At 53.6% G+C, this 20,424-nt stretch carries 19 protein-coding genes and 2 rRNA genes; 13 read left to right on the plus strand and 8 right to left on the minus strand.

Going from position 1 to position 20,424, the window contains the following annotated elements:
• The 3 genes from ACTJJI_RS06690 to ACTJJI_RS06700 form a co-directional block, all read left to right on the plus strand.
• Positions 1-231: ribosomal RNA gene (locus ACTJJI_RS06690) — 23S ribosomal RNA — on the plus strand; the annotation flags it as partial.
• A gap of 66 nt (positions 232-297) precedes the next feature.
• Positions 298-413, plus strand: a 5S ribosomal RNA gene (gene rrf, locus ACTJJI_RS06695).
• A 261-nt stretch (positions 414-674) separates the two neighbouring features.
• Positions 675-1,970 (plus strand): MFS transporter, encoded by a 1,296-nt coding sequence (locus tag ACTJJI_RS06700; RefSeq protein ID WP_046888184.1) that lies wholly within the window; start codon positions 675-677, stop codon positions 1,968-1,970.
• Here the strand turns inward: ACTJJI_RS06700 and ACTJJI_RS06705 are convergent.
• From ACTJJI_RS06705 to trxC, 5 genes are all read right to left on the minus strand, one after another.
• On the minus strand, positions 1,967-2,290 hold the full coding sequence (locus ACTJJI_RS06705) for a YfiM family lipoprotein (protein WP_014832935.1): 324 nt from the start codon (positions 2,288-2,290) through the stop codon (positions 1,967-1,969). The two genes, ACTJJI_RS06700 and ACTJJI_RS06705, sit on opposite strands and share 4 nt — an antisense overlap.
• Positions 2,291-2,335: 45 nt before the next feature.
• The gene (pssA, locus tag ACTJJI_RS06710) at positions 2,336-3,691 is read right to left on the minus strand and encodes a CDP-diacylglycerol--serine O-phosphatidyltransferase (RefSeq protein ID WP_440653547.1); all 1,356 of its coding nucleotides are present in this window, start codon (positions 3,689-3,691) and stop codon (positions 2,336-2,338) included.
• 110 nt (positions 3,692-3,801) lie between these two features.
• Positions 3,802-6,465, minus strand: coding sequence for a bifunctional acetate--CoA ligase family protein/GNAT family N-acetyltransferase (locus tag ACTJJI_RS06715; protein ID WP_440653548.1), 2,664 nt, complete (start codon positions 6,463-6,465; stop codon positions 3,802-3,804).
• A 35-nt stretch (positions 6,466-6,500) separates the two neighbouring features.
• Positions 6,501-7,199 (minus strand): tRNA-uridine aminocarboxypropyltransferase, encoded by a 699-nt coding sequence (gene tapT, locus ACTJJI_RS06720; RefSeq protein WP_014832932.1) that lies wholly within the window; start codon positions 7,197-7,199, stop codon positions 6,501-6,503.
• Between the two features lie 70 nt (positions 7,200-7,269).
• Positions 7,270-7,689: a thioredoxin TrxC gene (gene trxC / locus ACTJJI_RS06725; RefSeq protein WP_050860377.1), complete on the minus strand. Its 420-nt coding sequence runs from the start codon at positions 7,687-7,689 to the stop codon at positions 7,270-7,272.
• A gap of 204 nt (positions 7,690-7,893) precedes the next feature.
• Between trxC and ACTJJI_RS06730 the strand changes: the two genes are divergently transcribed.
• Positions 7,894-8,979, plus strand: coding sequence for a tRNA/rRNA methyltransferase (locus tag ACTJJI_RS06730; RefSeq protein WP_440653549.1), 1,086 nt, complete (start codon positions 7,894-7,896; stop codon positions 8,977-8,979).
• Between the two features lie 38 nt (positions 8,980-9,017).
• On the opposite strand, the gene ung is transcribed toward ACTJJI_RS06730, so the two are convergent.
• Positions 9,018-9,707, minus strand: a complete 690-nt coding sequence (gene ung, locus ACTJJI_RS06735; RefSeq protein ID WP_046888187.1) for a uracil-DNA glycosylase — start codon at positions 9,705-9,707, stop codon at positions 9,018-9,020.
• Between the two features lie 314 nt (positions 9,708-10,021).
• On the opposite strand from ung, the gene grcA reads away from it, so the two are divergent.
• On the plus strand, positions 10,022-10,405 hold the full coding sequence (gene grcA, locus ACTJJI_RS06740) for an autonomous glycyl radical cofactor GrcA (protein ID WP_013098327.1): 384 nt from the start codon (positions 10,022-10,024) through the stop codon (positions 10,403-10,405).
• Between the two features lie 53 nt (positions 10,406-10,458).
• On the opposite strand, the gene srmB is transcribed toward grcA, so the two are convergent.
• Positions 10,459-11,787: an ATP-dependent RNA helicase SrmB gene (srmB, locus tag ACTJJI_RS06745; protein ID WP_368278344.1), complete on the minus strand. Its 1,329-nt coding sequence runs from the start codon at positions 11,785-11,787 to the stop codon at positions 10,459-10,461.
• Between the two features lie 132 nt (positions 11,788-11,919).
• On the opposite strand from srmB, the gene trmN reads away from it, so the two are divergent.
• The gene (gene trmN, locus ACTJJI_RS06750) at positions 11,920-12,657 is read left to right on the plus strand and encodes a tRNA(1)(Val) (adenine(37)-N(6))-methyltransferase TrmN (protein ID WP_047360372.1); all 738 of its coding nucleotides are present in this window, start codon (positions 11,920-11,922) and stop codon (positions 12,655-12,657) included.
• On the opposite strand, the gene nadB is transcribed toward trmN, so the two are convergent.
• A complete protein-coding gene (nadB, locus tag ACTJJI_RS06755; protein ID WP_014832927.1) occupies positions 12,642-14,261 on the minus strand; it encodes an L-aspartate oxidase in 1,620 nt (539 codons plus the stop codon). The genes trmN and nadB overlap by 16 nt on opposite strands.
• Before the next feature lie 349 nt (positions 14,262-14,610).
• Between nadB and rseD the strand changes: the two genes are divergently transcribed.
• The 7 genes from rseD (at position 14,611) to lepB (ending at position 20,346) form a co-directional block, all read left to right on the plus strand.
• Positions 14,611-14,691 carry a rpoE leader peptide RseD gene (rseD, locus tag ACTJJI_RS06760; RefSeq protein WP_225738807.1) on the plus strand — a complete coding sequence of 27 codons (81 nt, stop codon included), beginning with the start codon at positions 14,611-14,613 and terminating at the stop codon, positions 14,689-14,691.
• On the plus strand, positions 14,688-15,263 hold the full coding sequence (gene rpoE / locus ACTJJI_RS06765) for an RNA polymerase sigma factor RpoE (protein ID WP_006176728.1): 576 nt from the start codon (positions 14,688-14,690) through the stop codon (positions 15,261-15,263). The genes rseD and rpoE overlap by 4 nt, the downstream gene beginning before the upstream one ends.
• Before the next feature lie 31 nt (positions 15,264-15,294).
• Positions 15,295-15,945 carry an anti-sigma-E factor RseA gene (rseA, locus tag ACTJJI_RS06770; protein WP_014832926.1) on the plus strand — a complete coding sequence of 217 codons (651 nt, stop codon included), beginning with the start codon at positions 15,295-15,297 and terminating at the stop codon, positions 15,943-15,945.
• Positions 15,945-16,898, plus strand: a complete 954-nt coding sequence (gene rseB, locus ACTJJI_RS06775; protein WP_046888189.1) for a sigma-E factor regulatory protein RseB — start codon at positions 15,945-15,947, stop codon at positions 16,896-16,898. The genes rseA and rseB overlap by 1 nt, the downstream gene beginning before the upstream one ends.
• On the plus strand, positions 16,895-17,371 hold the full coding sequence (rseC, locus tag ACTJJI_RS06780) for a SoxR-reducing system protein RseC (RefSeq protein ID WP_014832924.1): 477 nt from the start codon (positions 16,895-16,897) through the stop codon (positions 17,369-17,371). The genes rseB and rseC overlap by 4 nt, the downstream gene beginning before the upstream one ends.
• A 185-nt stretch (positions 17,372-17,556) precedes the next feature.
• Positions 17,557-19,356: a translation elongation factor 4 gene (gene lepA, locus ACTJJI_RS06785; RefSeq protein ID WP_440653550.1), complete on the plus strand. Its 1,800-nt coding sequence runs from the start codon at positions 17,557-17,559 to the stop codon at positions 19,354-19,356.
• A gap of 15 nt (positions 19,357-19,371) precedes the next feature.
• Positions 19,372-20,346, plus strand: coding sequence for a signal peptidase I (gene lepB, locus ACTJJI_RS06790; RefSeq protein ID WP_014832923.1), 975 nt, complete (start codon positions 19,372-19,374; stop codon positions 20,344-20,346).
• Positions 20,347-20,424 lie beyond the last annotated feature (78 nt).

Below are 20,424 nucleotides of genomic sequence, written 5' to 3' on the forward strand. Positions count from 1 at the left end.
GACGCATCACTGGTGTTCGGGTTGTCATGCCAATGGCACTGCCCGGTAGCTAAATGCGGAAGAGATAAGTGCTGAAAGCATCTAAGCACGAAACTTGCCCCGAGATGAGTTCTCCCTGACCCTTTAAGGGTCCTGAAGGAACGTTGAAGACGACGACGTTGATAGGTCGGGTGTGTAAGCGCAGCGATGCGTTGAGCTAACCGATACTAATGAACCGTGAGGCTTAACCTTACAACGCCGAAGATGTTTTGGCGAAGAGACGCGATTTTCAGCCTGATACAGATTAAACAGAATTTGCCTGGCGGCTTTAGCGCGGTGGTCCCACCTGACCCCATGCCGAACTCAGAAGTGAAACGCCGTAGCGCCGATGGTAGTGTGGGGTCTCCCCATGTGAGAGTAGAGAACTGCCAGGCATCAATTAAGAAGAACCCCGTACCGTAAGGTGCGGGGTTTTTTGCTTTTGTTTCTCCCTCTTTCTGCGGAAGAGGGGCGGGGTGAGGGCATCAGACCGCACTATTCCCCTCCTGGGCTTTCTCCTGGAACTTACCTTGCTAACGAAATTTGTGATCTCCCTCGCAATGTTGTTTATAACAAAATAATAACATTTAATTTACAAGGTATTGAGTTCCTTCAGAACTCAACATGCCGTTGTTTATGGCAGGAGTATAATCATAATGACCGAAAGCATTACATCGAACGGGACGCTGGTTGCCAGTGATACCCGAAGAAGGGTATGGGCAATCGTTAGTGCCTCATCCGGGAACCTGGTTGAATGGTTCGACTTTTACGTCTACTCATTCTGTTCACTTTACTTCGCACATATTTTCTTCCCGTCAGGAAACACCACAACGCAGCTACTGCAAACGGCAGGTGTATTTGCAGCAGGATTCTTAATGCGGCCGATTGGTGGCTGGTTATTTGGCCGTATCGCAGACCGTCGCGGGCGTAAAACCTCCATGCTGATCTCGGTCTGCATGATGTGTTTTGGTTCCCTTATCATCGCCTGTCTGCCGGGGTATGACGCTATCGGAACCTGGGCTCCCGCCCTTTTATTGCTGGCTCGTTTATTCCAGGGACTCTCCGTTGGGGGAGAGTACGGCACCAGCGCCACGTACATGAGTGAAATTGCACTTGAAGGTCGGAAGGGTTTTTATGCCTCTTTTCAGTACGTCACGCTCATTGGTGGTCAGCTGCTGGCCATTCTGGTTGTCGTGATCCTGCAGCAGATCCTTACAGACAGCCAGCTTCATGAATGGGGATGGCGGATTCCTTTCGCGATGGGGGCTGCACTGGCGATCGTGGCGCTTTGGCTGCGCCGTCAGTTAGACGAAACCTCGCAAAAAGAGGTCAGGGCGCTGAAGGAAGCGGGATCGTTTAAAGGACTGTGGCGAAACCGCAAAGCTTTCCTCATGGTTCTGGGTTTCACTGCCGGTGGTTCACTCAGTTTTTATACTTTTACCACCTACATGCAAAAGTATCTGGTGAATACCACGGGAATGCACGCCAACGTCGCCAGCGTCATCATGACCGTCGCGCTGTTCGTCTTTATGCTGATCCAGCCGATAATTGGTGCGCTCTCCGATAAGATCGGCCGTCGCACATCGATGTTGATTTTTGGTGGCATGTCCGCCTTATGTACCGTCCCCATTTTAACCGCGCTTCAGCACGTCTCATCACCGTATGCCGCATTTGCCCTGGTGATGCTGGCGATGGTGATTGTGAGTTTTTATACCTCGATCAGCGGGATACTCAAGGCCGAGATGTTCCCGGCACAGGTGCGTGCTTTGGGGGTAGGGCTTTCTTATGCGGTCGCCAATGCCCTGTTTGGTGGATCAGCAGAGTACGTTGCGCTGTCTCTTAAATCATGGGGAAGCGAAACGACATTCTTCTGGTATGTGACGATCATGGGGGCGCTGGCCTTTATCGTATCCCTGATGTTGCATCGTAAAGGGAAAGGTATTCGTCTTTAATAATGCGCCATCTGCCACACGGCATAGCCGGTCGTAGCACCGGCGACATCCCAGGCAAAATCTTTCCAGCTCCAGCCGCTCCCTGAGGGGCGGCTATCCCACAACTCTTTAGATGCCCCAAGGCTGACTGAGAACATCAGGCCGATTGCTGCACTACGATCCCGGCTATATCCCTGGTGCTGGGCATACTCATTACCGGCAGCGGACAACATCGCGGATGCGAGAAAGTGTTGCGCTTTATCCTGGCCGGACCAACTATCGTTCGCCATATGGCTACAGCCGGTTAAACAGAGGGTCATGAGTAACAAAGGAAGGCGCATCAACAGCTCCATAAAAAAAGCCCTGCGAGTGGCAGGGCCTGGATATTACAGAATACGGCTGATAAGACGGTCGATACGGATGCGACGTAAACGGCGAATAAGCTTACGGACCTTCACCGGATAATCGGCAATGCTCTGTAGCTCGCGGTAATGACGAACCACCGTCGTATGTGTACGAATAAGTTCCAGCTCACGTTCACGCTGCGCGGCCAGTTCATGCTGTGGATCGTGGATCAGAATCGCGTTTTCCAGATCAAGACGCCAGGCACGAGGGTTCAGGTTGTTGCCGGTCAGCAGCATCCATTCATCATCAACCCACATCCCTTTGAGATGATAGCTGTTATCTTCATCTTTCCAGAGACGCACCACCAGTTGGTCGGTATTCACGTAGTACTGCAAACGACTGAGGAAACGACGCAGGTTAATCTCATAAAGGTAGGGCAGGGCGCCGATGATTTTGAAGGGTTGATCTTCAGGAATGAAAAAGTCATTAGCCGTTTTATCACCGACAATAATTTCCACTTTTTTACCGTCGCGCAGCAGCTGAATGATATTGCGCACCAGCACGGCGGGAAGGTTAAAGTACGGCGTACAGATAGTGAGTTTCTGCTCCGCACATGGCATCAGGTGGAAAATCGTTTTGTTCAACAGGCTGGATTTGCCTAACCCCACCAGAGGCGTAACGGACAGCTCTTCGTTGTTTGCATCCCCCTGGAAATGATACACCGCATCGCGCAGCTCCTGGCGGAACGCGCGAACGTCGTTTTTGATTTCCGGGCTTTTCGGACGATGGGGATCGTCAAGGCGATTCACACCGCGGCCATGTACCAGATGCTTATCCACCCAGTTAAACATGATATCGGCCATCTGCGAATTACGGATCAGATGGTAGCGGTCGTAGCGATACTTATCGAGCTGATGGAGGTAAACATCATTCAGACTCGCGCCACTGTAAAGGACGCTGTCATCAATGATGAATCCTTTGAAATGCAGTACGCCAAGCGCTTCACGGGTATTCACCGGCACCCCGTAAACGGGGACATCAACGCCAGGGTTTTCCTGCGCTGTGCGGCAATACCAGTCTGCGTTTGTATTTGAGGCGGCAGCGCCAATACGGCCACGCTGAGCGCGGTGCCAGTCAACCAGCACGCGAACATCCAGTTCAGGACGCTGACGTTTGGCTTCGTAGAGCGCATTCAGGATCGCGCGCCCACCTTCATCTTGTTCAAGATAGAGTGCCACAATGCAAATGCGTCGCGTGGCGCTGGCAATCTTTTCCAGAAGCGTCTCCCGAAAATGAGCGGGAGCGTAAAAGAACTCTACATCATCAACTGACTGAGAAATCTTCGGTAGTTGAGCAAGGTGTTGTTGATGTTTACTACGCTTAAATTTTGACAACATCACAGTGCGTTTCTTCTCTGTTCATTGAAGGGTTGTCTGTACCATGCAAACAACATAAGCGGACAATGATACCACCAGTCCCGTCCAAAGTGGGTAACATTTCCAGTAGCTTACTCGGGTTTATCCGGCGATTTCAGACTGAGGGAGAGGGCAACAATACCCTCGTCCAGCTGAATATCAACGTCAAAACCGAGTTTTCGCGCCAGGGTCACCATACCGCGATTGTTTGGCATAGTAATGCCATTCAGGCGTAACAATCCGTGATCGCGCGTATAACTGATGAGTTTTTCCAGTAGCCGCCGCCCAAGGCCCAGGCCTTTAAGATCGGAGCGCACCAGCACAGCAAATTCCGCATCGACGTTATCCGGATCTGAAATAGCACGCGTCACGCCAAGGATCTCATCACCGTTGTCGGAACGACGAACGGCGACAAAGGCCATTTCTCGATCGTAGTCGATCTGGGTCATATTGGCTAAATCATCATGGGTAAATTCGTTGATTTTGCTGAAGTAGCGATAGTAAAGATCCTCTTTCGTGACCTGAGAGATAAACGTCCGCAGTTGCGGTTCGTCTTCCGGCAAAATGGGGCGAAACAGCGAACGCTCACCGTTCTTCATCTCCACCCACTCTTCCAGCTGCAGAGGATAAGGACGGATCGCCAGACGGCTCTCTCTGTCGCCGTCGAATGGTGCGATAACCAGCGTGACGTCCAGCGCCGTAAATTCATTGCCGGAGGCGAGCAGAGGATGAATGTCCAGCCGCTGGATCTCCGCGCAATCGACTATCAGGTTAGAGACCTGCACCAGGAACTGGCTTAACCCCGCAATATCGAGCGGACGCAGGGCGCTCCGGCCACGGATTTTTTTGCTTTTGATGGCCTGAATAATCAGATAGCGAGCAAGGTTCATGTTCAACGGAGGTAAGGCCACCACGGCTTGTTCTTCAGGGCGCCATTCAACGCCACCTTCGCCCAGCATGATGAGCGGGCCAAATACAGGATCGTGTTCCACAACCACCCGCAGTTCATGTGCGCCCGCGCGGTTAGCCATGCTTTGCACCAGCAGTCCGTGGATCCTTGCCTGTGGCCAGGCCATTTTTACGCGGTCGAAAATAGCATCTGCCGCTTGCTGAACTTCTGCTGCGGTTCGAAGGTACAGCATCACCCCCTGCACATCGGATTTGTGTGGAATATCCGGTGAGCGAAGCTTAAGCGCGACCGGATAGCCAATCTGTTCGGCAATATGCACCGCTTCAGCGCTGTCGCTGGCGATCCAGGTCGGCAGGGTCTGCATCCCATAACTACCAAGAATGGGTTGCACTTCATGAGTATCAAGCGATGTTGCACCTTCATCGATAGCCTGTTGCAACAACCGGTGAACGTCGACGGAATTCGCCGTCAGATTACCGGGTAATGCTGGCGTTTCCCGCAACTGCTTCTGGTTACGGCGGTACTCCACCATATGCATAAAGGCGGTAATGGTACCTTCCGGTGTACGGTATGTTGGCAGCCCGGCTTCGCTGAACAGGCGTCGGGCCTCCTGCGAAGAGAACTCACCGCACCAGTTGGTGAGCAGAGTGACGTATTTACCACGTGGATGGTTACGCACCGCCTCAATGAGCGCTCTCGCGCTTTCACTGCCGGGAGCGACCGCGCTGGGGGAGTGGATAATCATCAGCGCGTCAAAATCCTGACTATCCAGCAAAATGGAGATGGCTTTGATATAGCGATCGCTACTGGCATCATCGCGTAAATCGAGGGGATTGCCGGGAGCTACGCTTGCGGGCAGGGTCTCTCTCAGGCGCTGAAGCGTCGCTTCACCGAGCGTGGCCAGCTTGCCATTACGTAACCACAGTTCGTCCAGCGCCAGGGCCGCTGGGGCTGCGCCATTACTGACAATCATCAACTTCTCCCCGCGTAACGGACGCATATGACTCAACGTCTCGACGGCGGAAAAAAGCTCGTGCGTATCCTGTACCCGCAGCAGACCTGCACGCTGGATCGCGGCATCCCAGGCGGGATCCATCCCGGAGTGGGAATGCAGCAGGCGCTGTGCTGCAGGGCTTCGTCCGCTCTTAATGACCAGGATGGGTTTATTACGTGACGCGCTGCGCGAGGCCGATACAAAACGACGGGCGTCACTGAGGTGTTCAAGATACAGCAGGATCGCGCTGGTTTTACTGTCGCGCGCCAGAAAATCCAGCAGTTCATCCACGTCGATATCCAGGCTGTCACCCAGGGCGATAAAGTAGGAGAACCCCATCTCACGCTGCTGCGCCCAGTCGAGGATCGTGTTGGATACCGCAGCCGACTGCGAAATAAACGCAAGTTTGCCTTTACGGATCGGCACTGGAGAAAAGCTGGCATTCAGTCCTTGCCAGGGAGCGAGCAGCCCCAGACTGTTCGGCCCAAGAATACGCATCTGATAGCGGCTGGCGCACGCCAGAAGCTCGGGTTGCTGTTCAGGAGGAGAGGAGAGGATAATGCAGGTCTTACACCCTTTTTTGCCGAGCGATTCCAGCAATTCCGGGTTACGTTTCGCATTCGTACAAAGTACGGCCAGATCGGGTACGAAAGGCAGGCTCTGCACATCAGGCCACGCAAGCACCCCCTGAACGGCCTTATAAGTCGGTGTAACGGGCATGACGGGGCCGTTAAATCCCCCGGCCAGCAGGTTGCGCATCATCAGGTAGCCTGCGCGATCCGGTTTCATTGATGCGCCGATAACGGCTATGGATTTAGGACGTAGTAGCGCTTCTAACCCTCGCTGGCTCATGCAGGCCTCCTGTGAATGCAAGCGACCTGATGATTTTAAACGTTTTCTGTCCCGGTTGCTGTGACACTGCCCTTATGAACGGTTTTTCCCGCCAGATAGCGTTCGCGAAAACGGGAGAAATGGCTGCCCAACGCCCCAGCCGCCTCGGTATCACCCGCCAGATCCAGCAGGGCAATCGCCACTTCGGCGGTGCAGTATTGTCCGTCGGCATGGGCTTCACGTAAGCGGTAGGCCGATACGCGAGAGAGGTCGACAGAAATGACCGGCAGCGCATCAAGGTAAGGGCTTTTGCGGAACATTTTCCGCGCTTCCGTCCAGGTGCCGTCCAGCATAATAAACAGCGGCGGTTTTCCGGATGGCGGAGCTGAAAGTACCTGACGGTCGACGCCTGCATAGGAGGCGGGGAAAACGACCATTGGCTGATAGTCCGGGCTTGCCACTAAGTCGAGCAGGGCCTGAGGAGGCTCCGTGCGCGACCACTGAAACGCGGCCGTATCAGGCAGAATATCGGCGATCAGACGGCCCGTATTGCTGGGTTTCATCGGTTCGGTATCAAACATGACCAGGCAAAAACGGCTCTCCGCCGTGGCCGGTACCAGCGTGTCGCACAGGCACACTTTTAACGGCAGCAGGCAGCGCTGGCAGCGACGGATGCGGTTGCCACGAGCGAGAAAAGGGCGAGTCGCGCGGGCAAGGCGTTCGGCGCGTAATTGAAGTACAGCGTTATCAGTCATGGGCGAAAGGGCAGGAAAAACCCCATTTTCGCAGAGGCGGGAACGGGGCACAAGATGTGCCCCGTGAATGTTACAGCGACTCGTTCAACCAGTTCTCGAACGGCGCTTTGGGTACCGCGCCGTTGAGCATGTCGATGACTTCACCATTTTTGAAAATCATGATGGTCGGAATGCTACGAATACGAAAACGGGCGCTCAGCTCGCGTTCGGCCTCCGTATTCACCTTCACAAAACGCATTTTCCCGCTGCGCTCTTCGGCGACATCTTCGAAGATTGGCGCGAAGTTACGGCACGGGCCACACCATGGTGCCCAGAAATCGACAACCACCGGGAGATCGTCCTTGAGGAGTTTGTCCAGCGTAGCACCTGTAGCGTTAATCACATCGCCATCAAACAACTCATGGCCACAACGCCCGCATTTCGCACCATCCTCGATCCGATCGTCCGGAATGCGGTTAAGAGCCTGACAGTTGGCACATACGGTATTCATAACTAACCTCTGATAGAACCATGGGACAGCGGCAGTATGCCGATAATGTTTCTAATATGTTACATATTATCAATGAGCCTGTTTGAAACGACAATGCGTTTTATTCAATGAGAACAATAGTCACAGGCTTTTGTACGAAATTATGGCTATGCGCTTGCACATCGGGTAATCTGCGCGCTTCGCGCAGCGCTGGTGGAGAAAAGCATGAACGACGAAATGAAAAATAAAAGCGGCAAGGTCAAAGTGATGTATGTCCGCAGTGATGATGACTCTGATAAACGCACCCAAAATCCGCGTACCGGAAAAGGTGGCGGGCGTCCGGCGTCCTCTCGTGCAGACGGTGGCCGTCGCCCCGCCCGCGATGACAGAAATAACCGCGGTGATGACCGCAAACGTGATGACCGCAAGCGTGACGATCGCAAACGCGATGATTTTGTGCGCGAAGGTTCGTCACCATGGCGTACCGTGTCCCGCGCGTCTGGCGATGAGACGCCGGAAAAAGCCGATCACGGCGGCATCAGCGGTAAAAGCTTTATCGATCCGGAAGTGCTGCGCCGTCAGCGTGCGGAAGAGACACGCGTGTATGGCGAGAACGCCTGCCAGGCCCTGTTCCAGAGCCGTCCTGAGTGTATCGTTCGTGCCTGGTTTATCCAAAGCGTCACCCCGCGCTTTAAAGAAGCGCTGCGCTGGATGGCCGCGAACCGCAAAGCCTACCATGTGGTTGATGATGCTGAGCTGACGAAAGCGTCCGGGACTGAACACCACGGCGGTGTCTGCTTCCTGATCAAAAAACGTAACGGTACTACCGTTCAGCAGTGGGTCAGCCAGGTGGAAGCCGATGACTGTGTGCTGGCGCTGGAAGATGTGGGCAACCCGCATAACCTGGGTGCCATGATGCGCAGCTGCGCGCACTTCGGCGTTAAAGGGGTACTGCTGCAGGATGCTGCGCTGCTGGAATCCGGTGCCGCGATCCGTACTGCGGAAGGCGGTGCCGAACACGTTCAGCCGATCACCGGCGACAGCGTCCTTGATGCCATTGAACAGTTCCGTAAAGCGGGCTATTCCATTGTGACGACCTCCAGCCATGCCGGTACGCCGCTGTTTAAAGCGACGCTGCCGCGTAAGATGGTGCTGGTGTTAGGTCAGGAACGCGATGGTCTGTCAGACGCGGCACTCTCGAGTGCGGATCTGAGCGTCTCTATTGACGGGACAGGCAATGTGGAAAGTCTGAACGTTTCCGTCGCGACCGGCGTGCTGCTGGCGGAATGGTGGCGTCAGAACAAAGCATAAGCTTTTTATGTGCCGGGCCAGCCCGGCACATTCATATCCTACTCGCTTTCTGCCGGTAACACGGGCATCCAGTCAATCGGCGTTTCGCCACGTTTTTCCAGCCACTCATTCGCCAGAACAAAGTGATTACAGCCAAAGAAACCGCGGTGTGCAGACAGCGGTGACGGGTGCGGCGCTTTCAGCACGTGATGACGCTGACGATCGATGATCGCCCCTTTCTTTTGCGCATGCGATCCCCACAGTAAAAACACCACTCCTTCGCGATGTTCATTGATCAGACTGATCACTTTATCGGTGAAGGTCTCCCATCCAAGGCTGGCATGAGAGTGGGCTTGCCCTGCGCGGACGGTCAGGACGGTATTCAGTAACAGCACGCCTTGATGCGCCCAGCTTTCCAGATAGCCGTGGTTTGGTCGGGTAAACCCTGGCACGGTTCCCTCAAGCTCTTTATACATATTGAGCAGAGAAGGGGGGATAGCTACGCCAGGACGGACGGAAAATGCCAGTCCATGTGCCTGCCCTGGGCCGTGATAGGGATCCTGACCGAGAATGACCACTTTCACATCACTCAGTTCGGTGTAGCGGAATGCGTTGAACACATCTTTCTGGGGCGGGTAAATCGTCTGTCCGGACTGACGTTCAGCCGCAACGGTGCTGAGGGTATTGATAAAATAAGGCTGTTGCTTTTCTTCTGCCAGCACGTCATGCCAGGTTAAAGGTGTCGTCATCTCGCTCTCCTGCGAATCTCAATCTGGGACTAGCTTAACCGTTAAATTCCCGGGTGCAAAATTACAGGTTGAAAATACACGTAAGTCACTCAATTTAGGTTGAATATATGCAGGCTGAGTTGAATTGGTAAGGCTGTGAAATTGATCTGAAACAATAAATTCAGACCACACTCTTTGTATGGTTAGGGTTTTTGTTGATTTAAATCAATAAATCGCCTTAGTGTGAATGATATATATACACACAAGAAACAATGGTTTTACCAATTGGCCGCAAGAGGCCGACACCCGTTAATGTAGCCTAAGGGAGGCAACACATGATTACAGGTATCCAGATTACTAAAGCTGCAAATGACGATCTGCTCAACTCTTTCTGGCTGCTGGACAGCGAGAAAAACGAAGCTCGCTGTGTGGTAGCAAAAGCAGGTTTTGCGGAAGATGAAATTGTACCGGTTAACAAACTGGGCGAAATTGAATACCGTGAAATCCCGATGGAAGTGAAACCAGAAGTGCGTGTGGAAGGTGGTCAGCACCTGAACGTAAACGTACTGCGTCGTGAAACGCTGGAAGATGCGGTTAAGCACCCAGAAAAATACCCACAGCTGACTATCCGCGTGTCTGGCTATGCGGTGCGTTTCAACTCTCTGACCCCGGAACAGCAGCGCGACGTTATCGCGCGTACCTTTACTGAAAGCCTGTAAGGTTTTTAGCCACGGGGGTGGAACAAAAAGCCGGGACATTTCCCGGCTTTTTTTTACTCTTCAGTTTTCGTTTCTGACGCTCCAGCGCTTGGCTTGCGACGTTTACCAATGTTTTTGGTATCGCGGTGACGCTGCTTCACGCGCGGCTTCTCTTTTTCTTTCTCTTTTCTCTCCGCCCGTTTCGCGAGCGCTTTCTTGGACGGTTTGCCCGTCATTTTTTCACTCGGTGCTCGCGTGGTCGGACGTAGTCCATCAATGACGCGCGCTTTCAGCGGCTCGTCGACATAGCGGCCAATTTTCTGCAACAGCAGGTAGTCATGTGCTTCGACCAGAGAAATGGCAATACCCTTGCGGCCTGCACGACCGGTACGGCCAATGCGGTGCAGATAGGTATCTCCGCTGCGAGGCATATCGAAGTTGATCACATGGCTCACGTCCGGGATGTCGATCCCGCGCGCGGCAACGTCTGTTGCGACCAGCACGTTAACGCGGCCATCGGTCAGACGCTTAATGCCTTCGGTACGTTTCACCTGCGCCATCTCACCTTCAAGATAGCAATTGTTGATCCCGGCATTACGCAGCATTTCAGCCAGCTCATGCACACGCTCACGCTTACGCACAAACACGATGGTGCGGGTGGCGTCTTCCTGCTTAAGCAGGTGTTTCAGCAACTCAACCTTGTGCTCAAGATTATCTGCGCGGTAATACCACTGGTGGATCTTCTTGCGCTCACGGGTAGATGGCGTTGCTGACACTTCTACCGGATCTTCTAGCAGACGCTCTGCGAAGTCTTTGATCGCATCACCTTCGAGGGTGGCTGAGAACAGCATTGTCTGGTTACGCCAGCGCGTTTCACCGGCGATATGTTCGATATCCTGCGCGAAGCCCATGTCCAGCATACGGTCGGCTTCGTCCAGAATCAGGGTTTCTACCGCGCGGCAGTCAAAGTTCTCTTCTTTAATGTACTGCAGCAAACGGCCCGTCGTTGCAACGACGATGTCCTGGTTTTCGCTGAACACTTCGGCGTGGTTCATATACGCAACGCCGCCTGTGATCGTAGCGATATCCAGATGGGTATTCGCTGCCAGCTCGCGTGCGTGATCGGCAACCTGCATTGCCAGTTCACGGGTAGGCGTCAGGATCAAAATACGCGGCGGGCCTGATTTTTTACGTGGAAAATCGAGCAGATGCTGCAACACAGGCAGCAAGTAGGCTGCTGTCTTCCCCGTGCCGGTTGGCGCAGAACCGAGCACATCGCGGCCCTCAAGCGCAGGCGGAATGGCCGCTGCCTGAATGGCGGTCGGGCGTGTAAAGCCTTTGCTCTCAAGTGCATTGAGCAGGCTTTCATCGAGTTCAAGTTCGGAAAAAGTCGTTACAGTCATGTTCTACCTCTGTGTGGGGCGCTGATTATAGACGTTACGGCTGTAATCTTCATCTGTTTGTATGGATATCGCTTTTCGGCCACTTCGCTTTCCCCTATGCTACTCCAGTTTCACTTAGAAGGTTGCCCTGACATGTCTCAACTCAAAGCGCAGTTGCGCCGCGATGGTTTTACGTTTAAACAGTTTTTTGTCGCTCACGACCGCTGTGCAATGAAAGTCGGTACAGACGGTATTCTACTGGGAGCGTGGGCGCCTGTCGCAGGGGTAAAGCGTATTCTGGATATTGGTACCGGCAGTGGGCTGCTGGCACTGATGCTGGCGCAGCGCACGGAAGAGCCTGTCACGATTGATGCGGTTGAACTGGATGCGCAGGCCGCAGGGCAGGCGAGTGAAAATGCCCGCGAATCCCCATGGGCAAGCCGGATAAAGGTTGAATGCGCAGACGTGCTGGCCTGGGCACCAGAGCAAACGGCGCGTTACGACTTGATCGTCAGTAATCCTCCCTACTACGCACCCGGTGTGGAGTGTGGTACGCCTGAGCGAGAACAGGCTCGCTATACCGGTTCGCTCGATCATAAAGCACTGCTGACCAGCGCGGCGGAGTTGATCTCAGAGGAAGGCTTCTTCTGCGTGGTGCTTCCCGAAAGTACCGGCAATACCTTTATTGATATTGCCCGCGAGATAGGCTGGAACTTACGACTGCGTACCGATATCTCGGATACGGAAGGGCGTTTGCCGCACAGGGTACTGCTGGCGCTCTCGCCAAAAGAGGGGGAATGCTTTAACGACAGGATGGTTATCCGTGGGCCAGACCAGCGTTACTCCGACGATTACACTGCCCTGACCCAGGCGTTTTATCTGTTTATGTGACGCTGCGGGGAGAGTATCGACGGGCCGGATTCCGGCAACGGATCAGGATAGTCCAGAGTATAGTGTAAGCCCCGGCTCTCTTTACGCATCATCGCGCAGCGAACGATCAACTCGGCAACCTGCACCAGATTCCGCAGCTCCAGCAGATTGTTGGAGACGCGGAAGTTGGCATAATACTCATCAATTTCCTGCTGCAGCATTGTGATACGGCGTAGAGCACGCTCAAGACGTTTCGTTGTGCGTACAATGCCAACGTAGTCCCACATAAATAGCCGAAGCTCATGCCAGTTATGCTGGATAACAACCAGCTCATCCGGGTTTTCCACGCGGCTCTCGTCCCAGGCCGGTAAGTGCTCAGCCTGGCGGGCATACGGCATGCGTTTAGTGATATCCACCGCTGCAGACCAGCCATAAACCAGACACTCCAGCAATGAGTTGGACGCCATGCGGTTCGCGCCATGCAGACCGGTATAGCTCACCTCGCCAATGGCATACAAACCATCCACATCCGTACGGCCATGATCGTCAACCATGACGCCACCGCAGGTATAGTGAGCGGCTGGCACAATCGGTACCGGCTCACGCGTCAAATCAATCCCCAGGCTGAGCAGCTTTTCATAAATCATCGGGAAATGCTGACGAATAAACTCAGCCGGTTTGTGGCTGATATCCAGATACATGCAATCTACGCCAAGGCGTTTCATCTCGTGGTCGATAGCGCGGGCGACAATATCACGTGGCGCGAGCTCGCCTCTCGGGTCAAAGTCCGGCATAAAACGTGAGCCGTCCGGGCGCTTCAGATACGCGCCTTCACCGCGCAGGGCTTCTGTCAGCAGGAAGTTGCGCGCCTGAGGATGGAAAAGGGCGGTCGGGTGAAACTGGTTGAACTCAAGGTTGGCGACACGACAGCCGGCGCGCCAGGCCATGGCGATACCATCACCGGAGGCGATGTCCGGGTTGGTGGTGTACTGATACACTTTGGAGGCGCCACCTGTGGCCAGCACCACGGCTTTTGCCTGGCAGGTTTCCACCTTCTCTTTATTACGATTCCAGACCCAGGCCCCCACCACGCGGCGTGTGCCAGGCAGGCCAATCTTGTCGGAAATAATCAGGTCAACGGCATTACTGCGTTCAAGCACCCGAATATTAGGATGGCTGAGCGCTTTACTGACCAGCGTCGTTTCCACCGCTTTCCCGGTGGCATCCGCAGCGTGCAGGATCCGGCGATGACTATGTCCGCCTTCCCGGGTCAGGTGATAGCTCTCTTCACCGTTTGGCTGAACCTGAGTATCAAACAGTACGCCTTGGTCAATAAGCCACTGAACGCAGTGACGTGCATTGCTGGCGACGAATTCCGCAGCATGTTCATCCACAATCCCCGCCCCGGCAACCAACGTGTCTTCAACATGTGACGCAATGCTGTCCGTTTCATCAAACACGGCGGCGATCCCGCCCTGGGCATAAAATGTGGAACCTTCGCTCATCGGCCCTTTACTCAGAACAATTACGTTCTGGTGCTCAGCCAGACGCAACGCCAGCGAGAGACCCGCAGCGCCGCTGCCGATGATCAGTACATCACAATGAAGTTCAGGTGTTGTATTCATAACTCTTGTTTAATTTACTAAACAGTGTCTGGGCAGAATAGCACCTGAATGCGAGATATCGCACGTTTTTTTTAATCCTCGTTGCAATGACTAAACGCAGCGGTTCAGATTTCTGGCGTGTAAAAGAAGGAAAATATTTTGCGAAGCAGATCGTTAGCTTCAGATTTTGTGGTGAAATAAAGCCTGGGTTGAGATACTCTTCTGACCGGAAATGAGATGTTTGAAGTCAGAAAGTGGGTGTGTATCGTGAACAGACTTATAATGAGAGAAAATAAACAGTCTGTGACGCGATGAACAAAAACAAAGGCGTTACGGAACTTATTGAAGAATAGACACTCAAACTCGGTGCTTGCTCAAAAGTGCGGGATTTGTAGAGTGGCGTTTCGATAGCGCGTGGAATTTAGGTTTGGGGAGACATTACCTCGGATGAGCGAGCAGTTAACGGACCAGGTCCTGGTTGAACGGGTCCAGAAGGGAGATCAGAAAGCCTTTAACCTACTGGTGGTGCGCTACCAGCATAAGGTGGCGAGTCTGGTTTCCCGCTATGTACCGTCAGGTGATGTGCCTGATGTAGTACAAGAGTCTTTTATTAAGGCCTATCGCGCGCTGGACTCGTTCCGGGGAGATAGTGCTTTTTATACCTGGCTGTACCGTATTGCGGTCAATACGGCAAAGAATTATCTGGTCGCTCAGGGCCGTCGTCCGCCTTCAAGTGATGTGGACGCAATCGACGCTGAAAACTTCGAAAGTGGCGGCGCGCTGAAAGAAATTTCGAACCCTGAGAACTTAATGTTGTCAGAAGAACTGAGACAAATTGTTTTTCGCACGATCGAGTCGCTCCCGGAAGATTTACGCATGGCAATTACGTTACGGGAGCTTGATGGTCTGAGCTATGAAGAGATAGCCGCTATCATGGATTGTCCGGTCGGCACGGTACGTTCTCGAATTTTCCGTGCGCGAGAAGCTATTGATAATAAAGTTCAACCGCTTATCAGGCGTTGACGATAGCGGGATACTGGAAAAGGTATTAGGCATGCAGAAAGAAAAACTTTCCGCTTTAATGGATGGTGAAACGCTGGATAGTGAGCTGCTCAACGAGCTGTCTCATTCTCCCGAAATGCAAGAGACCTGGGAGAGCTACCATCTCATCCGTGACACCCTTCGCGGTGACACCGGCGAGGTTCTCCATTTCGATATCTCAGCCCGCGTGATGGCGGCCATCGAGAATGAGCCTGTTCATCAGACCACTCCGCTGATTCCTGAAGCTCAACCCGCGCCTCACCAGTGGCAGAAAATGCCGTTCTGGCAGAAGGTGCGCCCGTGGGCCAGTCAACTTACCCAAATGGGTGTGGCCGCATGCGTATCGCTTGCAGTTATCGTTGGCGTCCAGCACTATAATACTCAGTCTGAAACTAATCAGCAGCCAGAAGCGCCAGTGTTCAACACACTGCCGATGATGGGCAAAGCCAGCCCGGTAAGTTTGGGTGTACCGGCTGATGCCTCCGCCAGCGGCGGTCAGCAACAGCAGGTTCAGGAGCAGCGCCGTCGCATTAATGCGATGTTGCAGGATTATGAGTTGCAGCGTCGTCTGCACTCTGAACAGCTTCAGTTTGAGCAGGCACAAACCCAGCAGGCTGCTGTGCAGGTGCCAGGAAACCAAACTTTAGGAACGCAATCGCAGTAATGAAGCAACTTTGGTTCGCCATGTCTTTGATGGCGGGTAGCCTGTTCTTCTCTGCCAACGCCTCGGCTGATGTTTCATCCGGGGCGTTGTTGCAGCAAATGAATCTGGCCAGCCAGTCACTCAACTACGAGTTGGCATTTATCAGCATCAATAAGCAGGGTGTCGAGTCGTTACGCTATCGCCATGCCCGTCTTGATAATCAGCCGCTCGCGCAACTTTTACAGATGGATGGCCCGCGTCGGGAAGTCGTCCAGCGTGGTAACGAAATTAGCTATTTCGAGCCAGGCCTGGAACCTTTCACGCTCAATGGCGACTATATTGTTGATTCCCTGCCATCGCTGATCTACACCGACTTCAAGCGTCTGGCCCCTTACTACGATTTTATTTCGGTAGGGCGGACGCGCATCGCCGACAGACTGTGTGAAGTGATCCGCGTTGTCGCCCGCGACGGGACGCGTTACAGCTACATTGTCTGGGTTGATGCTGAAACCAAGCTCCCTATGCGCGTAGACCTGCTTGACCGCGACGGTGAGACGCTGGAACAGTTCCGCGTGATCTCCTTTAGCGTCAACAATCAGGTGGGTAATAGCATGCAGAATCTGGCGAAAGCCAGCCTGCCGCCATTGCTTTCCGTTCCGTCCGGAGATTCCGTGAATTTCAACTGGGTCCCTTCCTGGATCCCGCAAGGCTTTACTGAAGTCTCAAGTAGCCGCCGTCAACTGCCTACCATTGAAACACCGGTTGAATCTCGCCTCTACTCAGATGGGTTGTTCAGCTTCTCGGTTAACATCAATCGCGCGACGGCAAACAGTTCAGAACAAATGCTGCGTACCGGACGTCGGACTGTCAGCACCACGGTACGTGACAACGCAGAGATCACCATTGTCGGTGAATTACCGCCGCAAACGGCGAAGCGAATTTCCGACAGCATTAAATTCAGGGCTGCGCAATGATTAAAGAGTGGGCTACGGTTGTATCATGGCAGGAGGGGATTGCGCTGGTAAGCTGTGATGTGAAAGCCTCATGTAATAGTTGTGCATCCAGAGCCGGTTGCGGCAGTCGTGTGCTGAATAAGCTTGGGCCGCAAACGTCGCACACCCTTACCGTGCCGAGTGAACAACCGCTGGTGGCTGGACAGAAAGTGGAACTGGGCATTGCCGAAGGCAGCCTGCTGGGTTCCGCAATGCTGGTTTACCTCTCCCCGCTGGTGGGGCTCTTTGTGATGGGCGGCGTATTTCAGACACTGTTTGGTACCGATGTGGCCGCCATGTGCGGAGCCGCATTGGGTGGTGTGGGAGGTTTTTGGCTTGCCAAAGGTTTCTCCCCCAGGCTTGCAGCCCGCGAAGCGTGGCAGCCTGTTATTCTCAGCGTAGGGCTGGCACCAGACCAACTTCGTGTTGAGACGCTCTCCTCTGAGGCCCGGTGATCCATCGGGCTTTATCATTATTTACATCTTAAAAAAGAAAACGCCATTTCTTCACGCTATACCTGGCGCTAAGTGCATTTCCAGGTAACGGGGATGTAGTGTAGAATGCTGCGTTTTCGCACTGAAAAACGTCAGGCTAAGAACAGCGGCCTCCAGGAATTCGTAAGGCATAATTATTTAACTATATGAAGAACATACGTAACTTTTCGATCATTGCTCACATTGACCACGGTAAGTCGACGCTGTCTGACCGTATTATCCAGATTTGCGGTGGCCTGTCTGATCGTGAAATGGAAGCCCAGGTTCTGGACTCCATGGACCTGGAACGCGAACGTGGTATCACCATTAAAGCGCAGAGCGTCACGCTCGATTATAAGGCGGCTGATGGTGAAACCTATCAACTGAACTTTATCGACACCCCAGGCCACGTTGACTTCTCCTATGAAGTTTCACGCTCGCTGGCAGCCTGTGAAGGCGCGTTGCTGGTGGTGGATGCGGGGCAGGGCGTAGAAGCCCAGACCCTGGCAAACTGCTACACCGCGATGGAAATGGATCTCGAGGTAGTGCCGGTTCTGAACAAAATCGACCTGCCTGCCGCTGACCCTGAGCGCGTGGCGGAAGAGATTGAAGATATCGTCGGGATTGACGCGACCGATGCCGTGCGTTGCTCGGCCAAAACTGGTGTGGGCGTTATCGATGTGCTGGAACGTCTGGTGCGTGATATTCCGCCACCAGAAGGTGATCCGGATGCCCCACTGCAGGCGCTGATTATCGACTCATGGTTCGATAACTACCTGGGCGTGGTCTCGCTGGTGCGTATTAAAAACGGCACCATGCGTAAAGGCGACAAAATTAAAGTGATGAGTACCGGCCAGGTCTACAACGCAGACCGTCTCGGGATCTTCACACCAAAACAGGTTGACCGTACCGAGCTGAAATGCGGCGAGGTGGGCTGGCTGGTTTGTGCCATTAAAGACATTCTCGGTGCGCCAGTGGGCGATACCCTGACCGGTGCGCGTAACCCGGCAGATAAAGCGCTGCCTGGCTTCAAAAAGGTAAAACCCCAGGTGTATGCGGGTCTGTTCCCGGTCAGCTCTGACGATTACGAGAACTTCCGCGATGCGCTCGGCAAGCTGAGCCTGAACGATGCCTCCCTGTTCTATGAGCCAGAAAGCTCAACGGCGCTCGGCTTCGGCTTCCGTTGCGGCTTCCTTGGTCTGCTGCACATGGAGATCATTCAGGAACGTCTGGAGCGTGAATACGATCTGGATCTGATCACCACCGCGCCGACCGTAGTCTACGAAGTGCAGACCACCAACAAAGAGATCGTCTATGTCGACAGCCCGTCCAAGCTGCCGCCGCTGAACAACATCGATGAGTTGCGTGAGCCTATCGCAGAGTGTCATATGCTGCTGCCGCAGGAATATCTGGGTAACGTCATCACGCTGTGCGTTGAGAAGCGTGGTGTTCAGACCAACATGGTTTACCACGGTAACCAGGTCGCGTTGACCTACGAAATCCCGATGGCGGAAGTGGTTCTCGACTTCTTCGACCGTCTGAAGTCTACCTCTCGTGGCTATGCGTCACTGGATTACAACTTCAAACGCTTCCAGGCTTCAAACATGGTGCGTGTGGACGTGCTGATCAACGGCGAACGTGTTGATGCGCTGGCGCTGATCACCCACAACGACAATGCGCCATACCGTGGCCGTGAACTGGTTGAGAAGATGAAAGATCTGATCCCACGTCAGCAGTTTGATATCGCGATTCAGGCGGCCATCGGTAACCACATTATCGCCCGCTCTACCGTGAAACAGCTGCGTAAAAACGTTCTGGCGAAATGCTATGGCGGTGACGTCAGCCGTAAGAAAAAGCTGCTGCAGAAGCAGAAAGAAGGTAAGAAGCGTATGAAGCAGGTCGGTAACGTCGAGCTGCCGCAGGAAGCATTCCTTGCCATCCTTCATGTTGGTAAAGACGGCAAATAACCCTAAGGAGTTGGCATGGCGAACATGTTTGCCCTGATCCTGGTCATCGCTACCCTGGTGACAGGTCTGTTGTGGTGTCTGGATAAGTTTATTTTCGCCCCAAAACGCCGTGAACGTCAGGCTGCCGCGCAGGCAGCCACAGGTGATGGGCTTGATGCGAAAACCCTGAAGAAAGTTGGCCCGAAACCGGGCTGGCTGGAGACCGGGGCATCGGTATTCCCGGTGCTGGCGATTGTGCTGGTGGTGCGTTCGTTTATTTACGAGCCGTTCCAGATCCCGTCAGGCTCCATGATGCCAACGCTGCTGATTGGTGATTTTATTCTGGTCGAGAAGTTTGCCTATGGCATCAAAGATCCGATCTACCAGAAAACGCTGATCGAAACGGGCCATCCGAAACGTGGCGACATTGTGGTGTTTAAATACCCGGACGATCCACGCCTTGACTACATCAAGCGCGCGGTGGGTCTGCCGGGTGATAAAGTCACCTACGATCCGGTTGCCAAAGAAGTGACCGTTCAGCCTGGCTGCAGCTCTGGTACCGCGTGTGAAAACGCGCTGCCAATCACCTACTCAAACGTTGAGCCGAGTGATTTTGTGCAGACCTTTGCCCGTCGTAACGGCGGTGAAGCAACCAACGGTTTCTTCCAGGTGCCGAAAGATGAAACCAAAGAGAACGGTATTCGTCTGGTCGAACGTAAGGAGACGCTGGGTGATGTGACGCACCGGATCCTGACCGTACCCATTGCCCAGGATCAGGTGGGGATGTATTACAAACAGCCGGGTCAGCAACTGGCCAGCTGGATCGTCCCGCCGGGACACTACTTCATGATGGGTGATAACCGCGATAATTCCGCGGACAGCCGTTACTGGGGCTTTGTGCCGGAAGCGAATCTGGTAGGTAAAGCAACCGCAATCTGGATGAGTTTTGAGAAGCAGGAAGGCGAATGGCCGACCGGGGTTCGCCTGAATCGTATTGGCGGGATCCATTAATTCTCAATAATTGAACACGTAGTCGCTTTAATTAGCGGCTACGTGAATTATTTCAGCGATAAATCTCTTCGAACTAAC

It is taken from the genome of Enterobacter sp. 22466 (assembly GCF_052044775.1).
GTDB classification, from domain to species: domain Bacteria; phylum Pseudomonadota; class Gammaproteobacteria; order Enterobacterales; family Enterobacteriaceae; genus Enterobacter; species Enterobacter dissolvens.

What these genes read in the sequence shown, in the direction of transcription:
- lepB (WP_014832923.1), top strand. Translation starts at nt 19,372, where the DNA reads ATGGCGAACATGTTTGCCCTGATCCTGGTCATCGCTACCCTGGTGACA.
- rpoE (WP_006176728.1), top strand. Translation starts at nt 14,688, where the DNA reads ATGAGCGAGCAGTTAACGGACCAGGTCCTGGTTGAACGGGTCCAGAAG.
- nadB (WP_014832927.1), bottom strand. Translation starts at nt 14,261, where the DNA reads ATGAATACAACACCTGAACTTCATTGTGATGTACTGATCATCGGCAGC.
- rseB (WP_046888189.1), top strand. Translation starts at nt 15,945, where the DNA reads ATGAAGCAACTTTGGTTCGCCATGTCTTTGATGGCGGGTAGCCTGTTC.
- srmB (WP_368278344.1), bottom strand. Translation starts at nt 11,787, where the DNA reads ATGACTGTAACGACTTTTTCCGAACTTGAACTCGATGAAAGCCTGCTC.
- pssA (WP_440653547.1), bottom strand. Translation starts at nt 3,691, where the DNA reads ATGTTGTCAAAATTTAAGCGTAGTAAACATCAACAACACCTTGCTCAA.
- trmN (WP_047360372.1), top strand. Translation starts at nt 11,920, where the DNA reads ATGTCTCAACTCAAAGCGCAGTTGCGCCGCGATGGTTTTACGTTTAAA.
- rseA (WP_014832926.1), top strand. Translation starts at nt 15,295, where the DNA reads ATGCAGAAAGAAAAACTTTCCGCTTTAATGGATGGTGAAACGCTGGAT.
- rseC (WP_014832924.1), top strand. Translation starts at nt 16,895, where the DNA reads ATGATTAAAGAGTGGGCTACGGTTGTATCATGGCAGGAGGGGATTGCG.
- ung (WP_046888187.1), bottom strand. Translation starts at nt 9,707, where the DNA reads ATGACGACACCTTTAACCTGGCATGACGTGCTGGCAGAAGAAAAGCAA.
- ACTJJI_RS06715 (WP_440653548.1), bottom strand. Translation starts at nt 6,465, where the DNA reads ATGAGCCAGCGAGGGTTAGAAGCGCTACTACGTCCTAAATCCATAGCC.
- ACTJJI_RS06705 (WP_014832935.1), bottom strand. Translation starts at nt 2,290, where the DNA reads ATGCGCCTTCCTTTGTTACTCATGACCCTCTGTTTAACCGGCTGTAGC.
- tapT (WP_014832932.1), bottom strand. Translation starts at nt 7,199, where the DNA reads ATGACTGATAACGCTGTACTTCAATTACGCGCCGAACGCCTTGCCCGC.
- ACTJJI_RS06700 (WP_046888184.1), top strand. Translation starts at nt 675, where the DNA reads ATGACCGAAAGCATTACATCGAACGGGACGCTGGTTGCCAGTGATACC.
- ACTJJI_RS06730 (WP_440653549.1), top strand. Translation starts at nt 7,894, where the DNA reads ATGAACGACGAAATGAAAAATAAAAGCGGCAAGGTCAAAGTGATGTAT.
- trxC (WP_050860377.1), bottom strand. Translation starts at nt 7,689, where the DNA reads ATGAATACCGTATGTGCCAACTGTCAGGCTCTTAACCGCATTCCGGAC.
- grcA (WP_013098327.1), top strand. Translation starts at nt 10,022, where the DNA reads ATGATTACAGGTATCCAGATTACTAAAGCTGCAAATGACGATCTGCTC.
- lepA (WP_440653550.1), top strand. Translation starts at nt 17,557, where the DNA reads ATGAAGAACATACGTAACTTTTCGATCATTGCTCACATTGACCACGGT.